Source organism: Bittarella massiliensis (ex Durand et al. 2017), from assembly GCF_009876955.1.
Lineage (GTDB): Bacteria > Bacillota > Clostridia > Oscillospirales > Ruminococcaceae > Bittarella > Bittarella massiliensis.
On record NZ_WWVY01000002.1, the window covers coordinates 144,567 to 161,983 of the forward strand.

At 64.5% G+C, this 17,417-nt stretch carries 15 protein-coding genes; 11 read left to right on the forward strand and 4 right to left on the reverse strand.

Annotated features, from left to right (window positions below):
- Nucleotides 1–12 precede the first annotated feature (12 nt).
- The 5 genes from tsaE to GT748_RS01775 all read left to right on the forward strand — a co-directional run bounded on the left by tsaE (nucleotide 13) and on the right by GT748_RS01775 (nucleotide 5,574).
- A complete protein-coding gene (gene tsaE / locus GT748_RS01755; protein ID WP_021659359.1) occupies nucleotides 13–456 on the forward strand; it encodes a tRNA (adenosine(37)-N6)-threonylcarbamoyltransferase complex ATPase subunit type 1 TsaE in 444 nt (147 codons plus the stop codon).
- Entirely contained in the window at nucleotides 456–1,169 is a 714-nt protein-coding gene (gene tsaB / locus GT748_RS01760) for a tRNA (adenosine(37)-N6)-threonylcarbamoyltransferase complex dimerization subunit type 1 TsaB (protein WP_021659360.1), read from the forward strand. The genes tsaE and tsaB overlap by 1 nt, the downstream gene beginning before the upstream one ends.
- A gap of 2 nt (nucleotides 1,170–1,171) precedes the next feature.
- A complete protein-coding gene (rpiB, locus tag GT748_RS01765) occupies nucleotides 1,172–1,612 on the forward strand; it encodes a ribose 5-phosphate isomerase B (protein WP_021659361.1) in 441 nt (146 codons plus the stop codon).
- 132 nt (nucleotides 1,613–1,744) lie between these two features.
- Nucleotides 1,745–2,377 (forward strand): uracil phosphoribosyltransferase, encoded by a 633-nt coding sequence (upp, locus tag GT748_RS01770; protein ID WP_021659362.1) that lies wholly within the window; start codon nucleotides 1,745–1,747, stop codon nucleotides 2,375–2,377.
- Between the two features lie 725 nt (nucleotides 2,378–3,102).
- Nucleotides 3,103–5,574, forward strand: a complete 2,472-nt coding sequence (locus GT748_RS01775; RefSeq protein ID WP_021659365.1) for an InlB B-repeat-containing protein — start codon at nucleotides 3,103–3,105, stop codon at nucleotides 5,572–5,574.
- 967 nt (nucleotides 5,575–6,541) lie between these two features.
- Here GT748_RS01775 and GT748_RS01780 read toward each other — a convergent pair.
- Nucleotides 6,542–6,868 (reverse strand): helix-turn-helix domain-containing protein, encoded by a 327-nt coding sequence (locus GT748_RS01780; RefSeq protein ID WP_021659367.1) that lies wholly within the window; start codon nucleotides 6,866–6,868, stop codon nucleotides 6,542–6,544.
- Nucleotides 6,869–7,063: 195 nt separating this feature from the next.
- Between GT748_RS01780 and GT748_RS01785 the strand changes: the two genes are divergently transcribed.
- Both GT748_RS01785 and GT748_RS01790 read left to right on the forward strand, forming a co-directional pair.
- Nucleotides 7,064–7,309, forward strand: coding sequence for a hypothetical protein (locus GT748_RS01785; protein ID WP_021659368.1), 246 nt, complete (start codon nucleotides 7,064–7,066; stop codon nucleotides 7,307–7,309).
- Nucleotides 7,310–7,498: 189 nt separating this feature from the next.
- Entirely contained in the window at nucleotides 7,499–8,047 is a 549-nt protein-coding gene (locus tag GT748_RS01790; RefSeq protein ID WP_021659369.1) for a GNAT family N-acetyltransferase, read from the forward strand.
- Between the two features lie 82 nt (nucleotides 8,048–8,129).
- Here GT748_RS01790 and GT748_RS01795 read toward each other — a convergent pair whose 3' ends face one another.
- Entirely contained in the window at nucleotides 8,130–9,587 is a 1,458-nt protein-coding gene (locus GT748_RS01795) for a GntR family transcriptional regulator (RefSeq protein ID WP_044992496.1), read from the reverse strand.
- A 219-nt stretch (nucleotides 9,588–9,806) separates the two neighbouring features.
- Between GT748_RS01795 and GT748_RS15885 the strand changes: the two genes are divergently transcribed.
- Complete coding sequence (locus GT748_RS15885) at nucleotides 9,807–12,014, forward strand: bifunctional diguanylate cyclase/phosphodiesterase (RefSeq protein WP_021659371.1); 2,208 nt, start codon at nucleotides 9,807–9,809, stop codon at nucleotides 12,012–12,014.
- A gap of 62 nt (nucleotides 12,015–12,076) precedes the next feature.
- Here the strand turns inward: GT748_RS15885 and GT748_RS01805 are convergent, their stop codons facing one another.
- Complete coding sequence (locus GT748_RS01805; protein WP_021659372.1) at nucleotides 12,077–13,534, reverse strand: nicotinate phosphoribosyltransferase; 1,458 nt, start codon at nucleotides 13,532–13,534, stop codon at nucleotides 12,077–12,079.
- 188 nt (nucleotides 13,535–13,722) lie between these two features.
- Nucleotides 13,723–14,421 (reverse strand): peptidoglycan recognition protein family protein, encoded by a 699-nt coding sequence (locus tag GT748_RS01810; RefSeq protein WP_161213285.1) that lies wholly within the window; start codon nucleotides 14,419–14,421, stop codon nucleotides 13,723–13,725.
- A 206-nt stretch (nucleotides 14,422–14,627) separates the two neighbouring features.
- Between GT748_RS01810 and GT748_RS01815 the strand changes: the two genes are divergently transcribed.
- The 3 genes from GT748_RS01815 to GT748_RS01825 all read left to right on the forward strand — a co-directional run bounded on the left by GT748_RS01815 (nucleotide 14,628) and on the right by GT748_RS01825 (nucleotide 16,886).
- Complete coding sequence (locus tag GT748_RS01815; RefSeq protein ID WP_021659375.1) at nucleotides 14,628–15,611, forward strand: nucleoside hydrolase; 984 nt, start codon at nucleotides 14,628–14,630, stop codon at nucleotides 15,609–15,611.
- Nucleotides 15,612–15,808: 197 nt separating this feature from the next.
- Entirely contained in the window at nucleotides 15,809–16,399 is a 591-nt protein-coding gene (locus GT748_RS01820; protein WP_021659376.1) for a recombinase family protein, read from the forward strand.
- A 232-nt stretch (nucleotides 16,400–16,631) separates the two neighbouring features.
- The gene (locus tag GT748_RS01825; RefSeq protein WP_021659378.1) at nucleotides 16,632–16,886 is read left to right on the forward strand and encodes a hypothetical protein; all 255 of its coding nucleotides are present in this window, start codon (nucleotides 16,632–16,634) and stop codon (nucleotides 16,884–16,886) included.
- Nucleotides 16,887–17,417 lie beyond the last annotated feature (531 nt).

Here is a 17,417-nt window from a genome sequence, read left to right on the forward strand (position 1 = left end):
GGAAGCGCACAGATGACATCCTACCTTTCCCACAGCGTGGCCGAGACCGAGGCCTTTGCCGCCCGGCTGGCCGCCCACCTCCGCCCGGGGGACGTGGTGGCCTACCGGGGCGGGATGGGGGCTGGCAAGACCGCCTTCACCCGGGGGCTGGCCGCCGGGCTGGGGGTGCGCGGGGAGATCAGTTCCCCCACCTTTGCCATCGTCAACGAGTACCGGGGGCCGGTCAACCTCTACCACTTTGACATGTACCGGGTGCTGGACATCGACGACGTGGAGACCACCGGCTTTTTTGACTACCTGGAGCGGGGGGACAGCATCCTGGCGGTGGAGTGGAGCGAGAACGTGGAGGCCATTCTCCCCCCGGAGACCATCACCGTGACCATCGAGCCGGAGGGCGAGGACTGCCGGCGGATCACGGTGGAAAACCTGCAAATCGACAAGAGGAGGGAGAGCTGATGCGGATCTTAGGGCTGGACTGTTCGGCCAAATCCACCTCCTGCGCGGTGGTGGAGGAGGGGGTCATCCTGGCCGAGAGCTTTGTCAATACCAAACTGACCCACAGCGAGACCCTGCTGCCCATGATCGACGGGATGCTCCAGGCGGCCAAGATCGACCTGGGGTCGGTCGATCTGCTGGCGGTGACCCACGGGCCGGGCAGCTTCACCGGGCTGCGCATCGGCGCGGCGGCCATCAAGGGCCTCTGCGCCGGGGCCGGGCTGCCCTGCGTGGGGGTCTCCACCCTGGAGGCGACCGCCTACAACCTGGCCCATGAGCGGGGCTATGTGGTCCCCTGCATGGACGCCCGGCGAAACCAGGTCTACACCGCCACCTTTTTTGCCGACGGCAGCGGCGCGCTGAAGCGGGTGAGCGAGGACGAGGCGGTGGCCGCCGAGGAGGCGCTGCGGTTTTGCAGTGATGAAAAAATGCCCATTTTCCTACTTGGAGACGGCGGCCGGATGTGCTATACTATTCACAATGGAAACGTGCGGGTGCGCCTGGCGCCCCCCCACCTGCTCTCCACCAGGGGAAGCGCCGTGGCCGCCTGTGCCGCCGCGCCGGAAAACCGGCGGCGGGCGGGGGACGGGGCGGCGCTGGCCCTACACTACATACGCCTCTCCCAGGCCCAGCGCGAGCGGCAGGAGCGGCAAAAATCAAACGGAGGAATGTGAATATGTTAGCCATCGGTTGCGATCACGGCGGATACGCCCTGAAAGAAGAAGTCAAAAAGCATTTGGACGAGCGCGGCATCGAGTACATCGACTGCGGCTGCAACGGGGAGAGCGTGGACTACCCGGTGATCGCCAGCGAGACCTGCGCCCACATCACCTCCGGCGAGTGCGAGAGGGGCCTGCTGTTCTGCGGTACCGGCATCGGCATTTCCATTGCCGCCAACAAGACCCCCGGCATCCGGGCGGCCTGCTGCTCCGACTACTACAGCGCCAAGTACACCCGCATGCACAACGACGCCAACGTGCTGTGCATGGGGGGACGGGTCATTTCCTCTGGCCTGGCCTGCGAACTGGTGGACGTGTTTCTCGACACCGCCTATGAGGGCGGCCGCCACCAGCGCCGGGTCGACATGCTCACCGAGCTGGACAAGAAAAAACAATAGGCCCTGAGAGGGTGGGAAGGCGGAGGCTGCTGACAGCCCCCCTTTCCCACCCTCCCTTTGCACCGACGCACATCCGGCGGCCGGGCAGCCCCCGCAAGCCGCCTCTGGGATAAATACAAGGAGGATCTTCAAATGGCAAAAGAACCGTTCATCATGGACCACCCCCTGATCCAGCACAAGATTTCCCTGCTGCGGGACAAGAACACCAGCACCAAGGAGTTTCGCGAGCTCATCAGCGAGATCGCCATGCTCATGTGTTACGAGGCCACCCGCGACCTGCCCCTGAAGGCCGTGGAGATCGAGACCCCCATTGCCACCGCCAAGGCCCACATCATCGCCGGGCGGAAAATCGCCTTTGTCCCCATTCTCCGGGCCGGCCTGGGGATGGTTGACGGCATCCTCAACATGGTCCCCTCGGCCAAGATCGGCCACGTGGGCCTCTACCGCGACCCCGAGACCCTCAAGCCGGTGGAGTACTACTGCAAGATGCCCACCGACATCAGCGAGCGGGACGTGATCGTCCTCGACCCGATGCTGGCCACCGGCGGCTCGGCCATCGACGCCATCAACCTGGTGAAGAAGTACGGCCCCCGCTCGGTCAAGTTTATGTGCGTCATCGCCGCGCCGGAAGGGCTTGCCGCCCTGCAGGAGGCCCACCCCGACGTGGAGATCTACGTGGGCGCCCTGGACGAGCGCCTCAACGAAAACAGCTACATCGTCCCCGGCCTCGGCGACGCCGGCGACCGGATTTTTGGCACCAAGTAAGGTTTTTCAGCAAGGTGGACGCCCCCTCTGACCTCGTCGGAGGGGGTGTCCCTTTTTGCCCCGAAAACCCGCCCCAAAAGGCGGCGGTGGGCGCCTCTCCCCTTCTCCTGCCGGCGGGTCCCATTCCACCGTCCGACATCTCCTCCTCCGCTGCTCTGCCTGCCCTCTTTCGCCTCCCGGCCTGCCCTCTGTGCCGCCTGGCGCGTCCCCTCCATCTCTCGGTCCCCCCCTCCTCTGCCCAGTGAGTTCCCTTGCCGCTCGGCATTTTCTCTTCCTCCTCTCGATGTGTCCCCTTCTGCCAACCGATGTGCCCTCTGCCGCCACTCATCATGTCCTCTACCGCTGCCTGGCGCGCTCTCTATCTCCGCTCATCGTGTCCTCTACCGCTGCCTGGCGTGTCCCCTCCATCTCTCGGTCCCCCCTCCTCCGCCCAGTGAGTTCCCTTGCCGCTCGGCATTTTCTCTTCCTCCTCTCGACGTGTCCCCTTCTGCCAACCGATGTGCCCTCTGCCGCCACTCATCATGTCTCTGTCGCCACCCAGCGCGCTCTCTATCTCCGCTCGTCGTGTCCTCTGCCGCTGCCCGGCGTGCCTCCCTCTGTCCCCTGTCGAAAAGGTTTGACAAAAAGTTGTCACAAGGCATATAATAAAGTCACAAATATATACAAGGAAAAATGTGCGTGACCGCACAGAAAGAGGCAGGTTTCTCTGCCGCGAGGTAACTGCTGTGAACAAGCGATTGGGTTGCTGGGCCCTCTCCCTGCTGCTGGCTGTCGCCATGCTGGCCGCCGTCCCCTTTGCCCAGGGGACGAGTGTCCTACACATCGGGGCGGGGGGCGATTTCCCCACTGTGGGCGAGGCCTTCGCCTCCCTCGGCGAAAACACGGGGGATTTGACCCTGCTGCTGAGTGAGGACTTGGGGGAAGAGGGGGACCTGGTGGTCCCCGCCGACCGGGGGATCACCTCCCTCACCCTGGACAGCGGCGACGGGCAAAACCACACCCTGGGGGCATACCGCTTCTTTGCCAACGGCGTTCCCCTGACGGTCAACCGCGCCAAGGTCCGCTACCTCTACGGCGGCGGGCTCGACCGCACCGTCCCCTCCACCGAGGTCACGGTGCGCGGCGGCAGCATCGGCTGGCTGCTGGGCGGGGGAACGGCAGACCAGCCCGGGGGCGAGGCCCGGGTCACCGGCCAGGCCGCCGTCACCTTTGACCATGCCGACACCGTCTTTCACAGCGACGACTACCTCTGGGGCGGCGGCTATGCCAATGCGCAGGGGGTGGACGTGTCGGTGGGCTCGGTCAAGATCGAGATCCTCGACACCGACCTGCCGGAGCGGGAGATCATGGGCGGCGGGATGGCGTCGGACAGAAACTGCAACGCCGACGCCGGCCAGGTCTCCATCACCATTCGAGGCTCCACCCTCCACGGGGACGTCTACGGCGGCGGCCACTGCGACACGGCCACCGCCTCGGCCCGCTCCCAAAACACCTCGGTCACCATTGTCGACAGCGACTTCCCCCTCTACAACGGGGACTACGGCGGCAACATCCTCGGTGGCGGCTTTCTCTTCAACGGGGGCGGCTCGGTGGACATCTCCGGCACCGCCAAACTGGACATCCGAAACAGCACCATCACCGCCGCCATCGGCGGGCCCCTGGGCCTCTCCAGCAAGAGCGTCTCGGCGGGCAACACCTCGGTCACCCTGCAGCACTGCACCGTCCGCCAACTGGTGAGCGGCGGCTGTTACAGCGGCGACGGGATAGCGGCGGTGCAGTGCGAAAATGCCGACGTGCGCATCGTCGACGGCATCACCTTCCCCGACGGGGGCGCCATCTACGCCCAGGGCTATGTGGAGGAGAAGGGCACCGCCGTGGCCACCGGGCGCGCCTCCCTCTCCATCGAGGGGGCCGCCGTCTCTGTCGACGCCATCTCCGGCGTCACCGATTTGACCCTGTCCGCCCCCCTCACCGTCGGTCAGAGCTGGGAGCCCGCCCCCTCCGGGGCGGCGACAGTCACCCTCAAGGGCGGCTGGGCCGACGGGGACGCGGCCATCAGCTATCAGGGCGACGCGCCGCAGCAGGGCTGGTTTGCCTTTACTGAAGAGGGCCCGGCCGACTACCGGCCGGGCGGGGAGGCCATCTGGGCCGTGCACGCCCCCGACCTGCACCTCACCACCCAGGTCGTGGGGGAGGGGACCCTCTCCCCCGCCGGGGCGCAGACGGTGGGCTGGAACCAGTCCATCACCTACACCGCCCAGCCCGCCGACGGGTGGGCGCTGCAATCGGTCACCGCCGGCGGCGAGCCGGTGCCTTTCGAGGGGGACCGCTTCTCCCTCTTCCAGCTGCGCGCCGACACCCAGCTGGTGGTCACCTTTGCCAAGCAGCCCCTGGATTTAAAGGACACCGGCACCGAAGTGCAGCTTTACTGCCCGCCCGCAGCCATCCCTGAAGGGGTCTCCCCCTCGGCGGTGACCCTGCAGGCCGAACGGCTGCAAGAGGGGGCGGACGACTGGCAGCTGGTGCAGAGCGCCCTCGACGAGGTGGCCGAACAGTACACCGCCTTTGACATCTCCCTCCTCTGCGACGGCAGCAAAATCCAGCCGTCGGGCAAGGTGTCGGTGCGCATCCCCATCCCCGACGGGTACGACGCCGACCGCCTGGTGGTCTACCGAGTCGAACCCACCGGCGCGCGGGTCCCCTACCCCGTTGAGGTCAAAGATGGGTTTGCCTGTTTTGAGACCGACCACTTCAGCTACTATGTGCTGGCCCAAAAGGCGGAGGAGACCCCTCCCGCCAAAGGCGCCCTTCTCTTTGAGCAGCCCACCAACGGGCGGCTCACCGCCGCCGCTGACGGCCAGCAGGTGGAGAGCGGTGCCTCCCTCCCCGAGGGGACGGTGGTGCTTTTCACCGCCCTGCCCGCTGCCGGCTACCAGTTGGAGAGCTGGCAGCTTGACGGACAGACCCTGGCGGGGGAAGACGGCCTGCAACTGCGGGTGACGGTGGGAAAGGAAGGGGCCCGGGTGGCGGTGACCTTTCAGGCGCGCGAACAGCAGCCGACGCCTGCCCCCACTCCTCCCACCCCCTCTGCCGGCGGCGGGAGCCCCTATACCGGGGACAGCACGCCCCTGCCCCTCCTCACCGCCCTTCTGCTGGCGGGCGGCGCGGCGGCCGTCCTGCGGCGTCGCCGCCAATAAATCCCTGACCTGATTGCCCGACTGCTCGGCCACTGTGTAAGGCGAGCCCTTGCCCCCCCACACAGCCCCTCCACTCCCCCTTTTCTCGGCAGGGGGATGGAGGGGCTGTTGCCTTGTGACGGCGCCAATCGCCCCCTCTCTCGGCTGTTCAGACGCTCTGCCACTGCGCAAAGTAGGCTTCCTGCCGCCCCACAATCCCTGCCCTTCCCCGCCCTTTTCTCCGCGGGGACAGGTGGCGCGACGGTCGCCTTATAACGGGCGCTGCCAACGGTCTCCACGTTCGGTCATCCAGCTACCCGGCCACAGTGTGAAGCAGGCCCTTCTCTACCGGGCAATCCCCTGTCCCGTCCTTTCTCCAGCAGGGGTGGGCGATGAGACAGCCGGCTTGCAGTGGCGCTATCATCGGGTCATCAGTTCAGCCATTCAACTGTCCAAGCGCAGTGTGGGGCGGGTCCATCCCCCCATACAGCCCCTGTCCCTCCCCGTCTTTCCCCAAGTGGGGGCAGGCGGCGCGGCGGTCGCCTTGTAACGGCGCTGCCAGCGATTCTCTCGCCCGGCCATTCAGTCGTCCAGGCGCAGTGTGGGGCGAGTCCATCTCCTCATACAGCCCCTGCCCTTCCCCGTCTTTCCCCAAGTGGGGGCAGGCGACGCGGCGGTCGCCTTGTAACGGTGCTGCCAGCGGCCCTCTCGCCCAGCCATTCAGTTGTCCAGGCGCAGTGTGAGACAAGCCCATCACCTCCCGCATGACCTCTCCCCTTTCCAGGCGAGGCGGGCGGTGCGGCGTCGATTTGTAGCGGCGCTGCCAATCGTTCCCTCGCCCGGTCGTCCGACTGCCCGGCCACTGCGCGAGGCGGGTCCATCTTCCCCCTGGGCACCTCCCGCCTTTTTCTCCCTCCTCCCCGGCGGCAGGCCACAAAAAGCCCCTCTCCCCCACAGCGGGTCGGAGAGAGGCTTTTTCTTTGCCCTGTCATTTTTGGAGGATGTAGAAGATGTACTGCTCCACCTCCGCCAACTGGCGGCGGGAACAGCTCCGGATGAGGGAGGCCACCTCCTCCGCCCGCCCGGGATAGGAAAAAGCCAGAGAATCGCCCAACAGCAGGTCCGGCGGCACCTGCAGGCAGTTGCTGATCTTGACAAAGGTCTGAAGTGTGGGGATGGAGTGGGCGCACTCGATGTTGCTGATGTGTTTCTGGGTCAACTCCACCAGGTTGGCCAGCTCCTCCTGGGTCAGTCCCCGCCGCTTTCTGAAATAGCGGATGCGCCTGCCGAGGCCGGCGTAATCTACCTTCTCCACCTTATCACTCCTTCTTTAACAGGGTATCGAAATGGCGGCGAGTTGTTAACCCAATTGCAAAAGAGATACTCTTTACAATTACTAAAACTTGTGATTTAATAGTGGTATATACTTTTTAGAGTGGATAAAATCGCATTTTTTTACAGGGCAATTGTTCCTGTTTTGGAAAAAACACCTTGAAGGAGGCGTTGGTAAATGGCGTCGATGGGGCTTTTGGACACCGCTGCGGAGTTTTGCGGCACCTACCTGTCTGAACTGCGGCGAGGTACCACCAGGCAGCAGGTCATTCCCTACCTGCTGCAAATCCCGGACGACCGCTATCCCCTCGACGAGTGGAACGACGCCCTTGCCTACTTGTTGGGGGCGGCGGAGCCATGCTCCAGTGTGGCGGCCGCCAAAGACCTGTTGGCGGCTTCCCTTCGCCAGCCGCCCCACCACTGATTTGCCAAAAGCGCCCCTGCCCGCCGCCGGTCGCCCGCAGGGGCGCCTTTTTTGTCCGGCAAAAACAGCGGACCGACTGAGAGCGGCCCCCCTGTCCCTTCGGCACGTTGCGCTCTCGCGACGCCCGATAGGGGCAGTTTGGCCGCACCTATGGCCCACTATTTTCTTTTTTTAGGGAGGTAGAAAACCATGCTCATCACCCCGCAGACGATTTTCCTGAAAGACGGCCGGGAGTGTCTGTTGCGCTCCCCCCAGGCGGAGGACGCCGAGGCCGTGTTGACCCACCTTCGCCAGACGTCGGCGGAGACCAGCTTCATGGCCCGCTACCCCGACGAGATCACCCAGACCACCGCGGAGGAGGCCGCCCTCCTGCGGCGGCAGGCAGAGGACCCCCTCGCCTTGATGGCGGCCGCCTTTGTGGGGGGCGAACTGGCCGCCAACGCCGGTCTCGCCCCCGTCGCCCGGCTGGACAAGTACCGTCACCGGGCGGAGTTCGGCATCTCGGTCAAGGAGGCGTTTTGGGGGCAGGGCATCGGCTCTGCCCTGCTGCCGGTCATCATTGCAGCCGCCCGCGCCGCCGGCTACCTGCAGATCGAGCTGGAGGTGGTGGCCGAAAACCGGCGGGCCGCCGCCCTGTACGAGCGCTTTGGCTTTCAGAGTTACGGCCTGCGGGAGCGGTCCTTTCGCTTTCGCGACGGCAGCTTCTGCGCCGAAAAGCTGATGATTTTACAGCTTTGAGCGACAGGGCAAATGAGAAATGAAAAATGAAAAATGAAAAAAGAGAGGTGGCCGACGCCGCCTCTCTTTTTTTGCCGCCGCTTTAGGGCAGGGCGATCTCGGCGGCGCCTGAAAGGCCCGCCTCGACGAACCGCTGCCAGGCCCGCTCGAAAATCAAGCGATAACAGTCTGTCAGCTTCTGGACAAACATCGCCTCCTCGCCCGCCTGCAGGGCGTTTGCCGCCTCGACACAGATGTGAAAGACGGCCCGTATGTTTCGCTGGGCCCGCCGCCCCTGCAGGTAGAACAGGAAAGCCCCCCGCTGGAGCAGCCGGTTGGTCTGTTCTACGATCTGCCGCAGAGAGGCCAGGGGGATGGCCTCGATGACGGCGGCAATCAGGGGGGTGAGGGGGCTCTCCCCTCCCCCTTTGGCCGCCTGGACCACCCGCTGGGCCACCCCCCTTTCCATGTGGGGAAAGGCCAGATGGGCCACCCGGGGCAACACCAGCACCATGAACTGCATCCCCTGCAGGTAGAGGAGGGCATCCCGCCGGTTGCCCGCCTGACAGACGCTCTCCTCGCTCAGCTGCATCCGCCCCAGGGTGACCTGGGTGCCCCGGCCGTTGTACACCTCCACCAGTCCCAACTGGCGCAGCATCTCCAGCGCCTGGCGGAGGGTGGAGAGGGAGACGCCGTAGCGCTGTGCCAAAGCGGCCGCCGGGGGCAGAAAACTGCCGTCGGGATAGACCCCGGCGCGGATGCCGTCCAGCAGGTCCCGCCCAATTTCGGTGTAGGTGCAGACCCGCCCCTTCTCCGCATCCCAGCGAAAGGCGCTGGCGGGGTCCTCCTCCACCTGGGGGTGGTCGGCTGCCAGGGTCTGCAGATACCGCTCCACCTGCAAGCCGACGTTTCGGTACATCTGGCCAAAGCACTGCTCCACCCGCTCCGGCGGCCCCTCCGCCAGGGCGGCAAGGGCGGTGGAAAATCCCGCCGGATTTTGGCGAATGGCCTCTAAATAGGGATTTTGATACCCCTCAAAGACCGGCACCTGGGTGTACAACTCCATGCTGGAATAGAGCTCGCCCAAAAGGGGGCTGCCGCACCGGGAGAGCAGCCGGTGCAGCGCCGCGGAGGAGGCCCGCCAGTTCTCTTTGGGGGAGGCGGTGCCCACCTTCTGGTAGCCCCGCTGCAACTGCCGCAGCATCCGCTCGCCGCTGCAGCGCGCCCCAAAGGAAAAGATGGGCGGGGTCAGGATAGCCAGCGTCTGGTACATCTCCATCACCGAGGAGCGCCGCGCCAACAGGGCGCGGATGGCCCGCTGGTTTTCCCGACTGACGTCCTCCCTGTAGATCACCACCGCGCAGCGCCGCTCCTCAGTCTTGATGTACCCCTCTTCGCGCAGGGCGGCGAGCACGTCCCGCACCGTGCGGATGCCCACGCGGTAGCGCTCGCAGAGTTTTTTGGCCGACGGCAGCGACTCCCCGCAGCGGATGCGGCCGGTCTCGATCTCCCCCACAAGCGCCCCGTGCAGGTAGGCAAACAGCGTCATTTTTTCGTTCACAGCCCCTTCCCCCCTCCCTCTGCATTTCCCTCCTAGTATAGCACAAAAAAGGCCTTAGCTATATGGATACGTGTACAAATATGACCTTGTTTTATAACCCCCCATTTGCTAGAATGGTAAAAACGGCTTTATCATTCTGTATACGTACACAAAAAGGTTTGTCATTTTTTCCGGCTTTTAAGAGCCGTCTGCCATTCTGCATCCGAGAGGAGGAGCGCTGTGCAGGGACAGAAGAAACACCTCTCACAGGAGGTGCGCCGGTGGGTGCTGGTCGCGATGGCCGCCCTCTTGGTGGGGATCGGGGCGGTCGCCGTCTGGAACGCGGTGGCATTGCGGCAGGCGGTCGACCGCCGCACCCAGCAATATCTGACGGACGTCTCCAACCAGTCCGCCCAGCTCATCCGCGCGCGCATCGACGGCACCATGGGTCAACTCGTCCTCACCGCCGAGGACTTGGCGGCGGGCGTCCTCTCCCCCGAAGGGCTGCACGCCCGCGCCTCATTTGCAAAATTTGACGAATTGGCCGTGGTCGGTCCCGCGGGTGAAAACCCCTTCACCGAAGACTATTCCGTTGATTTGGGCGAACTGCCCGCCTTTCAGTCGGCACTCAACGGCGCGCGCGTCTTCTGCCCCCTCCCGGGAAAGGATGGGTTTCTCTACCTGGTCCCCCTCGCCCGCGACGGGCAGGTCACGGGGGTGTTGGCGGGCGTCAAATCGAGTGAGAAGATGCGCGCCATCATCGACAACGACTGCTTTGACGGGCAGGGGAGCACCTGCGTCCTCGACAGCGATGGGGCCATCCTCGTCTCCCCCACCCAGCGGCCCTTTTCCGCCTTCATCGCCGCCACCCAGTACTCCGAGACGGAGGGGTGGGCGCAGGAGATGCAGGAGGGCCTGCGGCAGGGCCGGGCGGGCAATGTCCTCCTCCCCACCGCCGACGGGGAGGAGATCTGGCTGGACTACCGGCCCATCGGCGACTACGGGCTGTATGTGGCCACCCTCATCCCCCGCGACCTCATCGCCGCCGACGTCGACCTCTCCACCCGGCGGACCATCGGCTTTGCCGTGGGCGCCGCCGTCCTGCTGGCGCTGTTGAGCGCGGGCGGGATCATCTACCAGAACTGGACCCGCGCCCAGATGAGGCGGGTCGCCTTTTCGGACCCGGTCACCGGGGGATACAACAACGCCCGCTTCCTCTGGGAGGGGGAGCGGCTCGTCCGCCAGCGCCCGGCGGAAGGCTGGGCAGTGATCGCCCTGAACCTGAAGGACTTTCGCCTGGTCAACGAGGTCAAGGGCGAGGAAAATGGCGACGACCTCCTCCGCCGGGTGCACCGCACCCTTCTGCAGCAGCTGGGCGAGGGCGAGTTGGCGGCCCGCGGCGAGGGGGACACCTTCTACCTGCTGGCGCACGGCCCCCAGGAACGGCTGGCTGCCAGGATGGAGGACCTCTCCACCCGGCTGGGGGACATCGACACCGCCGTGGGCCGCCTGCGGGTGAGCCAGGGCGGCTGTCCCGTCGACCCCGCCGACCCCGATTTGGGGGCTGCCGAGCGCCGGGCAAATCTGGCCCGCAGGACCGTGGCCGAGGAATACCCCAGCAGCGCCGCCCTCTTTGACGGCTCATTTGCTGTCCGCCAGGAGGAGGAAATCGAGCGCCTGAAGGAGTTGGAACAGGCCTTTGCCAGGGAGGAGTTCTGCATCTACCTGCAGCCCAAATACCGGCAGCGGGACGGCCATGCCGAGGTGGCTGGGGCCGAGGCCCTGGTGCGCTGGGTCCACCCTGGGCGGGGGTTGGTCCCCCCGGGCGAATTCATCCCCCTCTGCGAGCGCACCGGGCTGATCCGCCAGTTGGACCTGCTGGTCTTTGAAAAGGTCTGCCTGCTGCTCAAAAGGTGGGCGGAACAGGGGCTGGCAGAGGTGCCGGTATCGGTCAACGTCTCCCGCCAGCACATGAAGACCGCCCACTTTTTGGACAGCTACCGCGACATCCTGCAGCGCACCGGTGTCGACGCCCACCGGCTGGAATTGGAGCTGACGGAAAACGTCCTCTTCACCACCCGGGAGATCGGGGAGGCGCGGGACCTGATCGAGCGCATCCACCAGTTGGGGATGCACTGCTCGCTGGACGACTTCGGGGCGGGCTACTCCTCCCTGGGGCTGCTCAAGGACCTACCGGTGGACACCCTCAAGCTGGACCGGCAGTTCTTCGCCGACAGCCTGCACTCCCCCCGCTCCCAGGCGGTGGTCCGCTCCATCCTCTCTCTGGCCAGGGCACTGGAGATCGAATCGGTGGCCGAGGGGATCGAGGAAGAGGGGCAGGCGGCCTTCCTCTGGGAGGCGGGCTGCGACCTGATCCAGGGATACCTCTACGCCCCGCCCCTGCCGACGGCGGCCTTCGAGTCGCTTCTCCCCCCTGCGAACAACTAAAAAAGGGCCCGCCGGAGCAACCTGCTCCGACGGGCCCTTTTCATCTGCCATGCGCCCTTTATTTAGAAGGTGTTGACCTTTTCAAGCAGGTCGCGCTTCATCCGCCACAGGCTGGGGGAGAGATCGACATAGTAGCGGTGGGGGTTTTCAAACCGCTTGACCTCTTCCCAGAGGTGGTCCACCTGTTCCAGACAGTAGTTTTGCAGCTGCTGCAGGGAGAGGGGGGTGTAGAGGGACCTGCCCTCGGCAAAGACCTGCTCCAGCACCGGCACCGCGTAGACGTTTTCGAGGGTCTGCTTTTTCCAGGTGGCGTTGGGGTCGAAGATGGTGATGGGCTTCGAGGTGTCCACCTCCTCGCCGAACTCGGTCACATAGTCGGCGATGGCCTGGTGGGTGTCCTTGTCAAAAAAGCGCCAGACCTGCTTGAAGCCGGGGTTGGTGATCTTCTCCACCGTCTCGGAGATCTTGATTTTGGGGATGTAGTGCTCCCCCTCCTGAATGGCCACCAGCTTGTAGACCCCGCCGAACACCGGGTCGGACTTGCTGGTGATGAGGTTCTCCCCCACCCCAAAGGAATCCACCTTGGCCCCCTGGGTGATCAGGTCGCGGATGATGTACTCGTCCAGCGAGTTGCTGGCCACGATCTTGCAGTCGGTGAGACCGGCCTCGTCGAGCATCTTGCGGGCTTTTTTCGAGAGGTAGGCGATGTCGCCCGAGTCGATGCGGATGCCCGCCGGCCGGTAGCCCCGGGGGATGACCACCTCGTTAAAGACCTTGATGGCGTTGGGGATGCCCGACTTGATGACGTTGTAGGTGTCCACCAGCAGGGTGCAGCTGTCGGGGTAGATCTCGGCGTAGGTCTTGAACGCCTCGTACTCCGAGTCGAACATCTGCACCCAGCTGTGGGCCATGGTGCCGGTGGCGGGGATGTGGTAGTCCCGGTCGGCAATGGTGCAGGCGGTGGCGGCGCAGCCGCCGATGTAGGCCGCCCGCGCCCCCAGGATGGCGCCGTCGTAGCTCTGGGCGCGGCGGGAGCCAAACTCCATCACCGGCCGCCCGGCGGCGGCCCGCACCACCCGGTTTGCCTTGGTGGCCAGCAGGGACTGGTGGTTGACCGTCAGCAGGACCATGGTCTCCACCAGCTGGGCCTGGATCACCGGGCCCCGCACAATGACCACCGGCTCGCCGGGGAAGACCGGCTCCCCCTCCTTGGCGGCCCAGACGTCGCAGGTGAAGCGAAAGTGCAGCAGGTAGTCGAGGAAGGCCTCGCTGAAGATGTGCTTGCCCCGCAGGTAGTCCACGTCCTCCTGGGTGAAGCGGAGGTTGTTCATGTACTCCACCAGCTGCTCCAGCCCGGCGAAGATGGCGTAGCCGCCCCCGTCGGGGATCTTGCGGAAGAACATGTCAAAGACGCCGATCTTGTCGTCCATCCCGCTCTCCAGGTAGCCGTTGGACATGGTCAGCTCGTAAAAGTCGGTGAGCATGGTCAAATTGCGCTCGTTTTGCAGATCCAGACCCATTTTGCGGTCCTCTCCTTTTTTTGGCCGCCCGGCTCATCCACCCCCGGCAGCCACTCTCATATTTTACCATCTCTCCCCCAAAACGGGGGAAGTGGGCGGCCGCTCTCGGCAGATTGCACAGAAGCCCTTTTCATCCCTCAAACGCGCAGCCGCTTTTCTGTTTATTATAGCACAGAGGGCGGGGGTTGTCATCCCGCCCGATAGCCCTCCACCTTCTGCAAAAAGGCCTCCCAGCCGCCGGTGTCCCGCATGATCTGGGGGCAGTTTTTCTCCATGAAATCGTGGTGCTGCTTGATGTTTTCGAGCCCCAGCCCGTAGTAGTCCAGCAGGTAGGCGGTGAGCTTGGCGGCATTGTCCACCGCCCGGTCGTAGTCGCCGTCGTCGTTGACGCAGATCTCCACCCCGATGCCGCACTGGTTTCCCCCGCCGGCAGTCAGCTTGTCGCCGGCGTGCCAGCCCACCTCGTCGTCGGGCAGGTGGTGATAGATCTGGTGGTCGTCCACCGTGTAGTGCCAGGAGAGGGTGCTCTCCACCGATTTTTTCTGTATGTACTCGCTGTGGCGCTGGGCGTCCGCCCCGTCTGAGTGGTTGGCCGTCTCGTGGATGACCACCCACTTGATTTCCCGCTTGATGCCCGGCCGCCCGGCGTTCCCCGCGGGGATGAACTCCTCGGTCACCGGGATGCCGGCGATGGTCTGGGCCCGAGAGGGTTCCACCGGCTGCCGGTACCGGCAGCGCGAGAGGATGAGCAGCCCCCCCAACAGCACCGCCAGCAGCCCAAAGAGGATGGGGCGCAGGGGGAGGTGCCTGTCCCGCCCGCGCGGACGGGGGCGGGGGACCTTTTTCAGCGGCGGCCTTCGCCGAACGGTAGATGGCGGCAATTTCACACTTCCTCTCTCAGCGCTCTCATTTACTAGAGTATACACCATCTCCCGAAAAAATTCTTGACGGCTTTCTTTCGATTTGCCTGCCAACAGCTTCCTTTTTTTGGAAGACATTTGTCCTTGGCAAAGGGCCAATTTGGCGCTACACTGGTAAAAAAAGAGCGGGGGGCCCGCGCGCCGGCCGCCCTGCCACTGGAGGAATCGAGCCAATGGACAAGAGAAAAGTGATTTTAGATGTGGACACCGGCAGCGACGACGCCGTCGCCATCATGACCGCCCTGCTCTCCCCCGAGTTGGAGGTGCTGGGCATCTGCACCGTCAACGGCAACCGCTGCATCGAGATGACCACCGAAAACACCCTGCGGGTGGTGGAGTACCTGGGCAGCGACGTGCCGGTCTTCAAGGGCTGTCACCTGCCCCTGGTCAGCTCCCTGACCCCCGGCCGCCGGCCCCACATGCCCTTCACCGGCCAGGAGGACCCGGAGGAGAACGTCCACAGCGACTACCTGGACTACCTGCCCGCCGCCACCATCCAGCCCCAGCGGCAAAACGCTGTCAGCTGGCTGGTGGACACCCTGATGGCCTCGGACGGGGACATCACCCTGATCCCGGTGGGGCCGCTGACCAACATCGCTGCCGCCATCCGCATCCAGCCCGAGATCGTGGAGAAGATCGGGGAGATCGTCATCATGGGCGGCGCCTATGAGTACGGCAACATCACCCCCGCCGCCGAGTTCAACATCTGGATCGACCCGGAGGCCGCCAAGATCGTGCTGGACTGCGGCGCCAAGATCACCCTGGTGCCCCTGGACGCCACCCACCGCGCCTGCATCTCCCTGGGCGAATGCGACCAGCTCGACGCCATGAACACCCGCGCCTCCAAGGCCACCTCGGAATTTGCCCGCTACCGCATCAAGGGCTACCGGGTCTTTCAGCCCATGGAGCAGGACGACTGGGGTCCCATCCACGACGCCCTGGCCGTGGCCGCGGTCATCGACCCCACCGTCCTCAAAGACGTCCGCCAGCTCTATGTGGACGTGGACTTCTCCGGCGGCTTTGCCGACGGCATGACCATCTGCGATGTGAACACCCGCGACAAAAAGGCCCGCAAGAACTGCGCAGTCGCCCTGAACGCCGACCGGGAGAAGTTTGTCTCCCTGGTGATGCGCGCCATGGAGCGCTCGCCCAAATAGCGCCTCCCGTTAAAAATCGCCTCTCCGCACTGCCGGAGGGGCGATTTTTTTACCTAAAATTTTCCTTTTATTGCGGGGCGGTGGAAAAGCCTTCGCGGTTTTCACAAATCGTGAAACTTGTCGAAAAAAGGGGGCTGTACAGCGTCTATCTCCTGTATGATGCTTAAGGGAAGACTATCTACTAGGAGGTAATAAAAATGAGTACGTTCGCCTATGTGCGGGTCTCCTCCCGCGACCAAAACGAAGACCGGCAGCTGATCGCCATGCAGGAGTTCGGCGTGCCGAAGACCCACATCTACACCGACAAACAGAGCGGCAAGGACTTTGACCGCCCCAGTTACCAGCGGCTGATGCGCCGCCTCAAGCCCGGCGATCTCTTGGTGATCAAGTCCATCGACCGGCTGGGGCGCAACTACGACGAGATCATCCAGCAGTGGCGGGAGATCACCAAGCGAAAGCAGGTGGACATCGCCGTGCTGGACATGCCCCTGCTCAACACCCGGCAGGGCGACCGGGACCTGACCGGCGTCTTCATCTCCGACTTGGTGTTGCAGATCCTCTCCTACGTGGCCCAGACCGAGCGGGAGAACATCCGCCAGCGGCAGCGGGAGGGCATCGACGCGGCCAAGCGAAAGGGGGTCGCCTTCGGCCGGCCGCGAAAGCCCATCCCCCCCGACTTCCCCCTGCTCAAACGGCAGTGGCAGGGCGGCTCCATCAGCTCCCGCGAGGCGGCCAAGCGCCTTGGCGTCTCGCAGGACACCTTCCTTCGCTGGACCCGGGAACACTGAAGAGAGGCGGCTGATTGGAAATCTTTATGAAAAGAAATGGTAGACTTTACCTTTCGCGCTGCAACCGGCTACGCCCGCCTGTGCTGCGGAAAAAAGCTCCTGAAATCGAGCCTAAAAAAGGCCAACTTTTACAGGAAAACGTGCCTTTTGATGCGCCTTTTACACATTCCCTATTATACCGGCAGCGAAAGAAATTGTCTGCTATATCGAGCAGAAGAGGGAGGGGACGACTTTGCCAAAAGACCTGTTGGAAGAGCTGGCCGACAGCCTTCACTGCACCTATCTGTCCGACCTGCGCCGGGCAGACCTGCGGGCGTTTCTGCCGGAGGCCGTTGCGCGAGTGTCCGCCCACACCTACCCCCTGCGGGAGTGGAACGACGCCGTTGCCTACCTTTTTGGGGAGGATGTGGAGCCCTTTGACGACTCCGAGCAGGCCAAGGCCTTTTTGCAACGGCCCTCTTCTCCCCCGCCCAAGACACAGTGCTAAATGGCCGCGCAAAAGTTCCCGGACGAGGGCCGTCCGGGACTTTTTTAGTGGGGGCAACTGCCCCGCGATCGGGCAAAGGCGTCCACTCACAGAGGGCTCTCCCCGTCGGAAGGGCCCCCTTTCCCTCTTTTGCCGCTGCGTCCCTGGCCGCGGCGAAGACAGGGCCATCCCCCGCACCGGCCCGCCCCCAAACCCAGCGCCGTGTAGGCCCCGCACAGGGTACAGCGGGAGGTCCAGGTGGAAGGCCCTGGGGAACGACCCGCGGGCTTTCCATCCGCCCACCTGCACAGGGGGCGGCTAGAGGGCACTGACGGCCAGAGGGGCAGCCAGCCGATTTCCAATCTGCGCACCAATGCGGGGTCCGGCTCGGATGCCACCTGCCGATGTCCGTCTCCGCCTATTCCAAATCGCACGCCTGGACGGGGTGCGGTGGGACACTGTCTGCGCCATCCGCACCGCATGCGGGATTTGATTTCCCCTCTGTGCGGGGACTTTTGGCCGCCCGGCGGCGCTGGGGTGGCGCGAAAATGT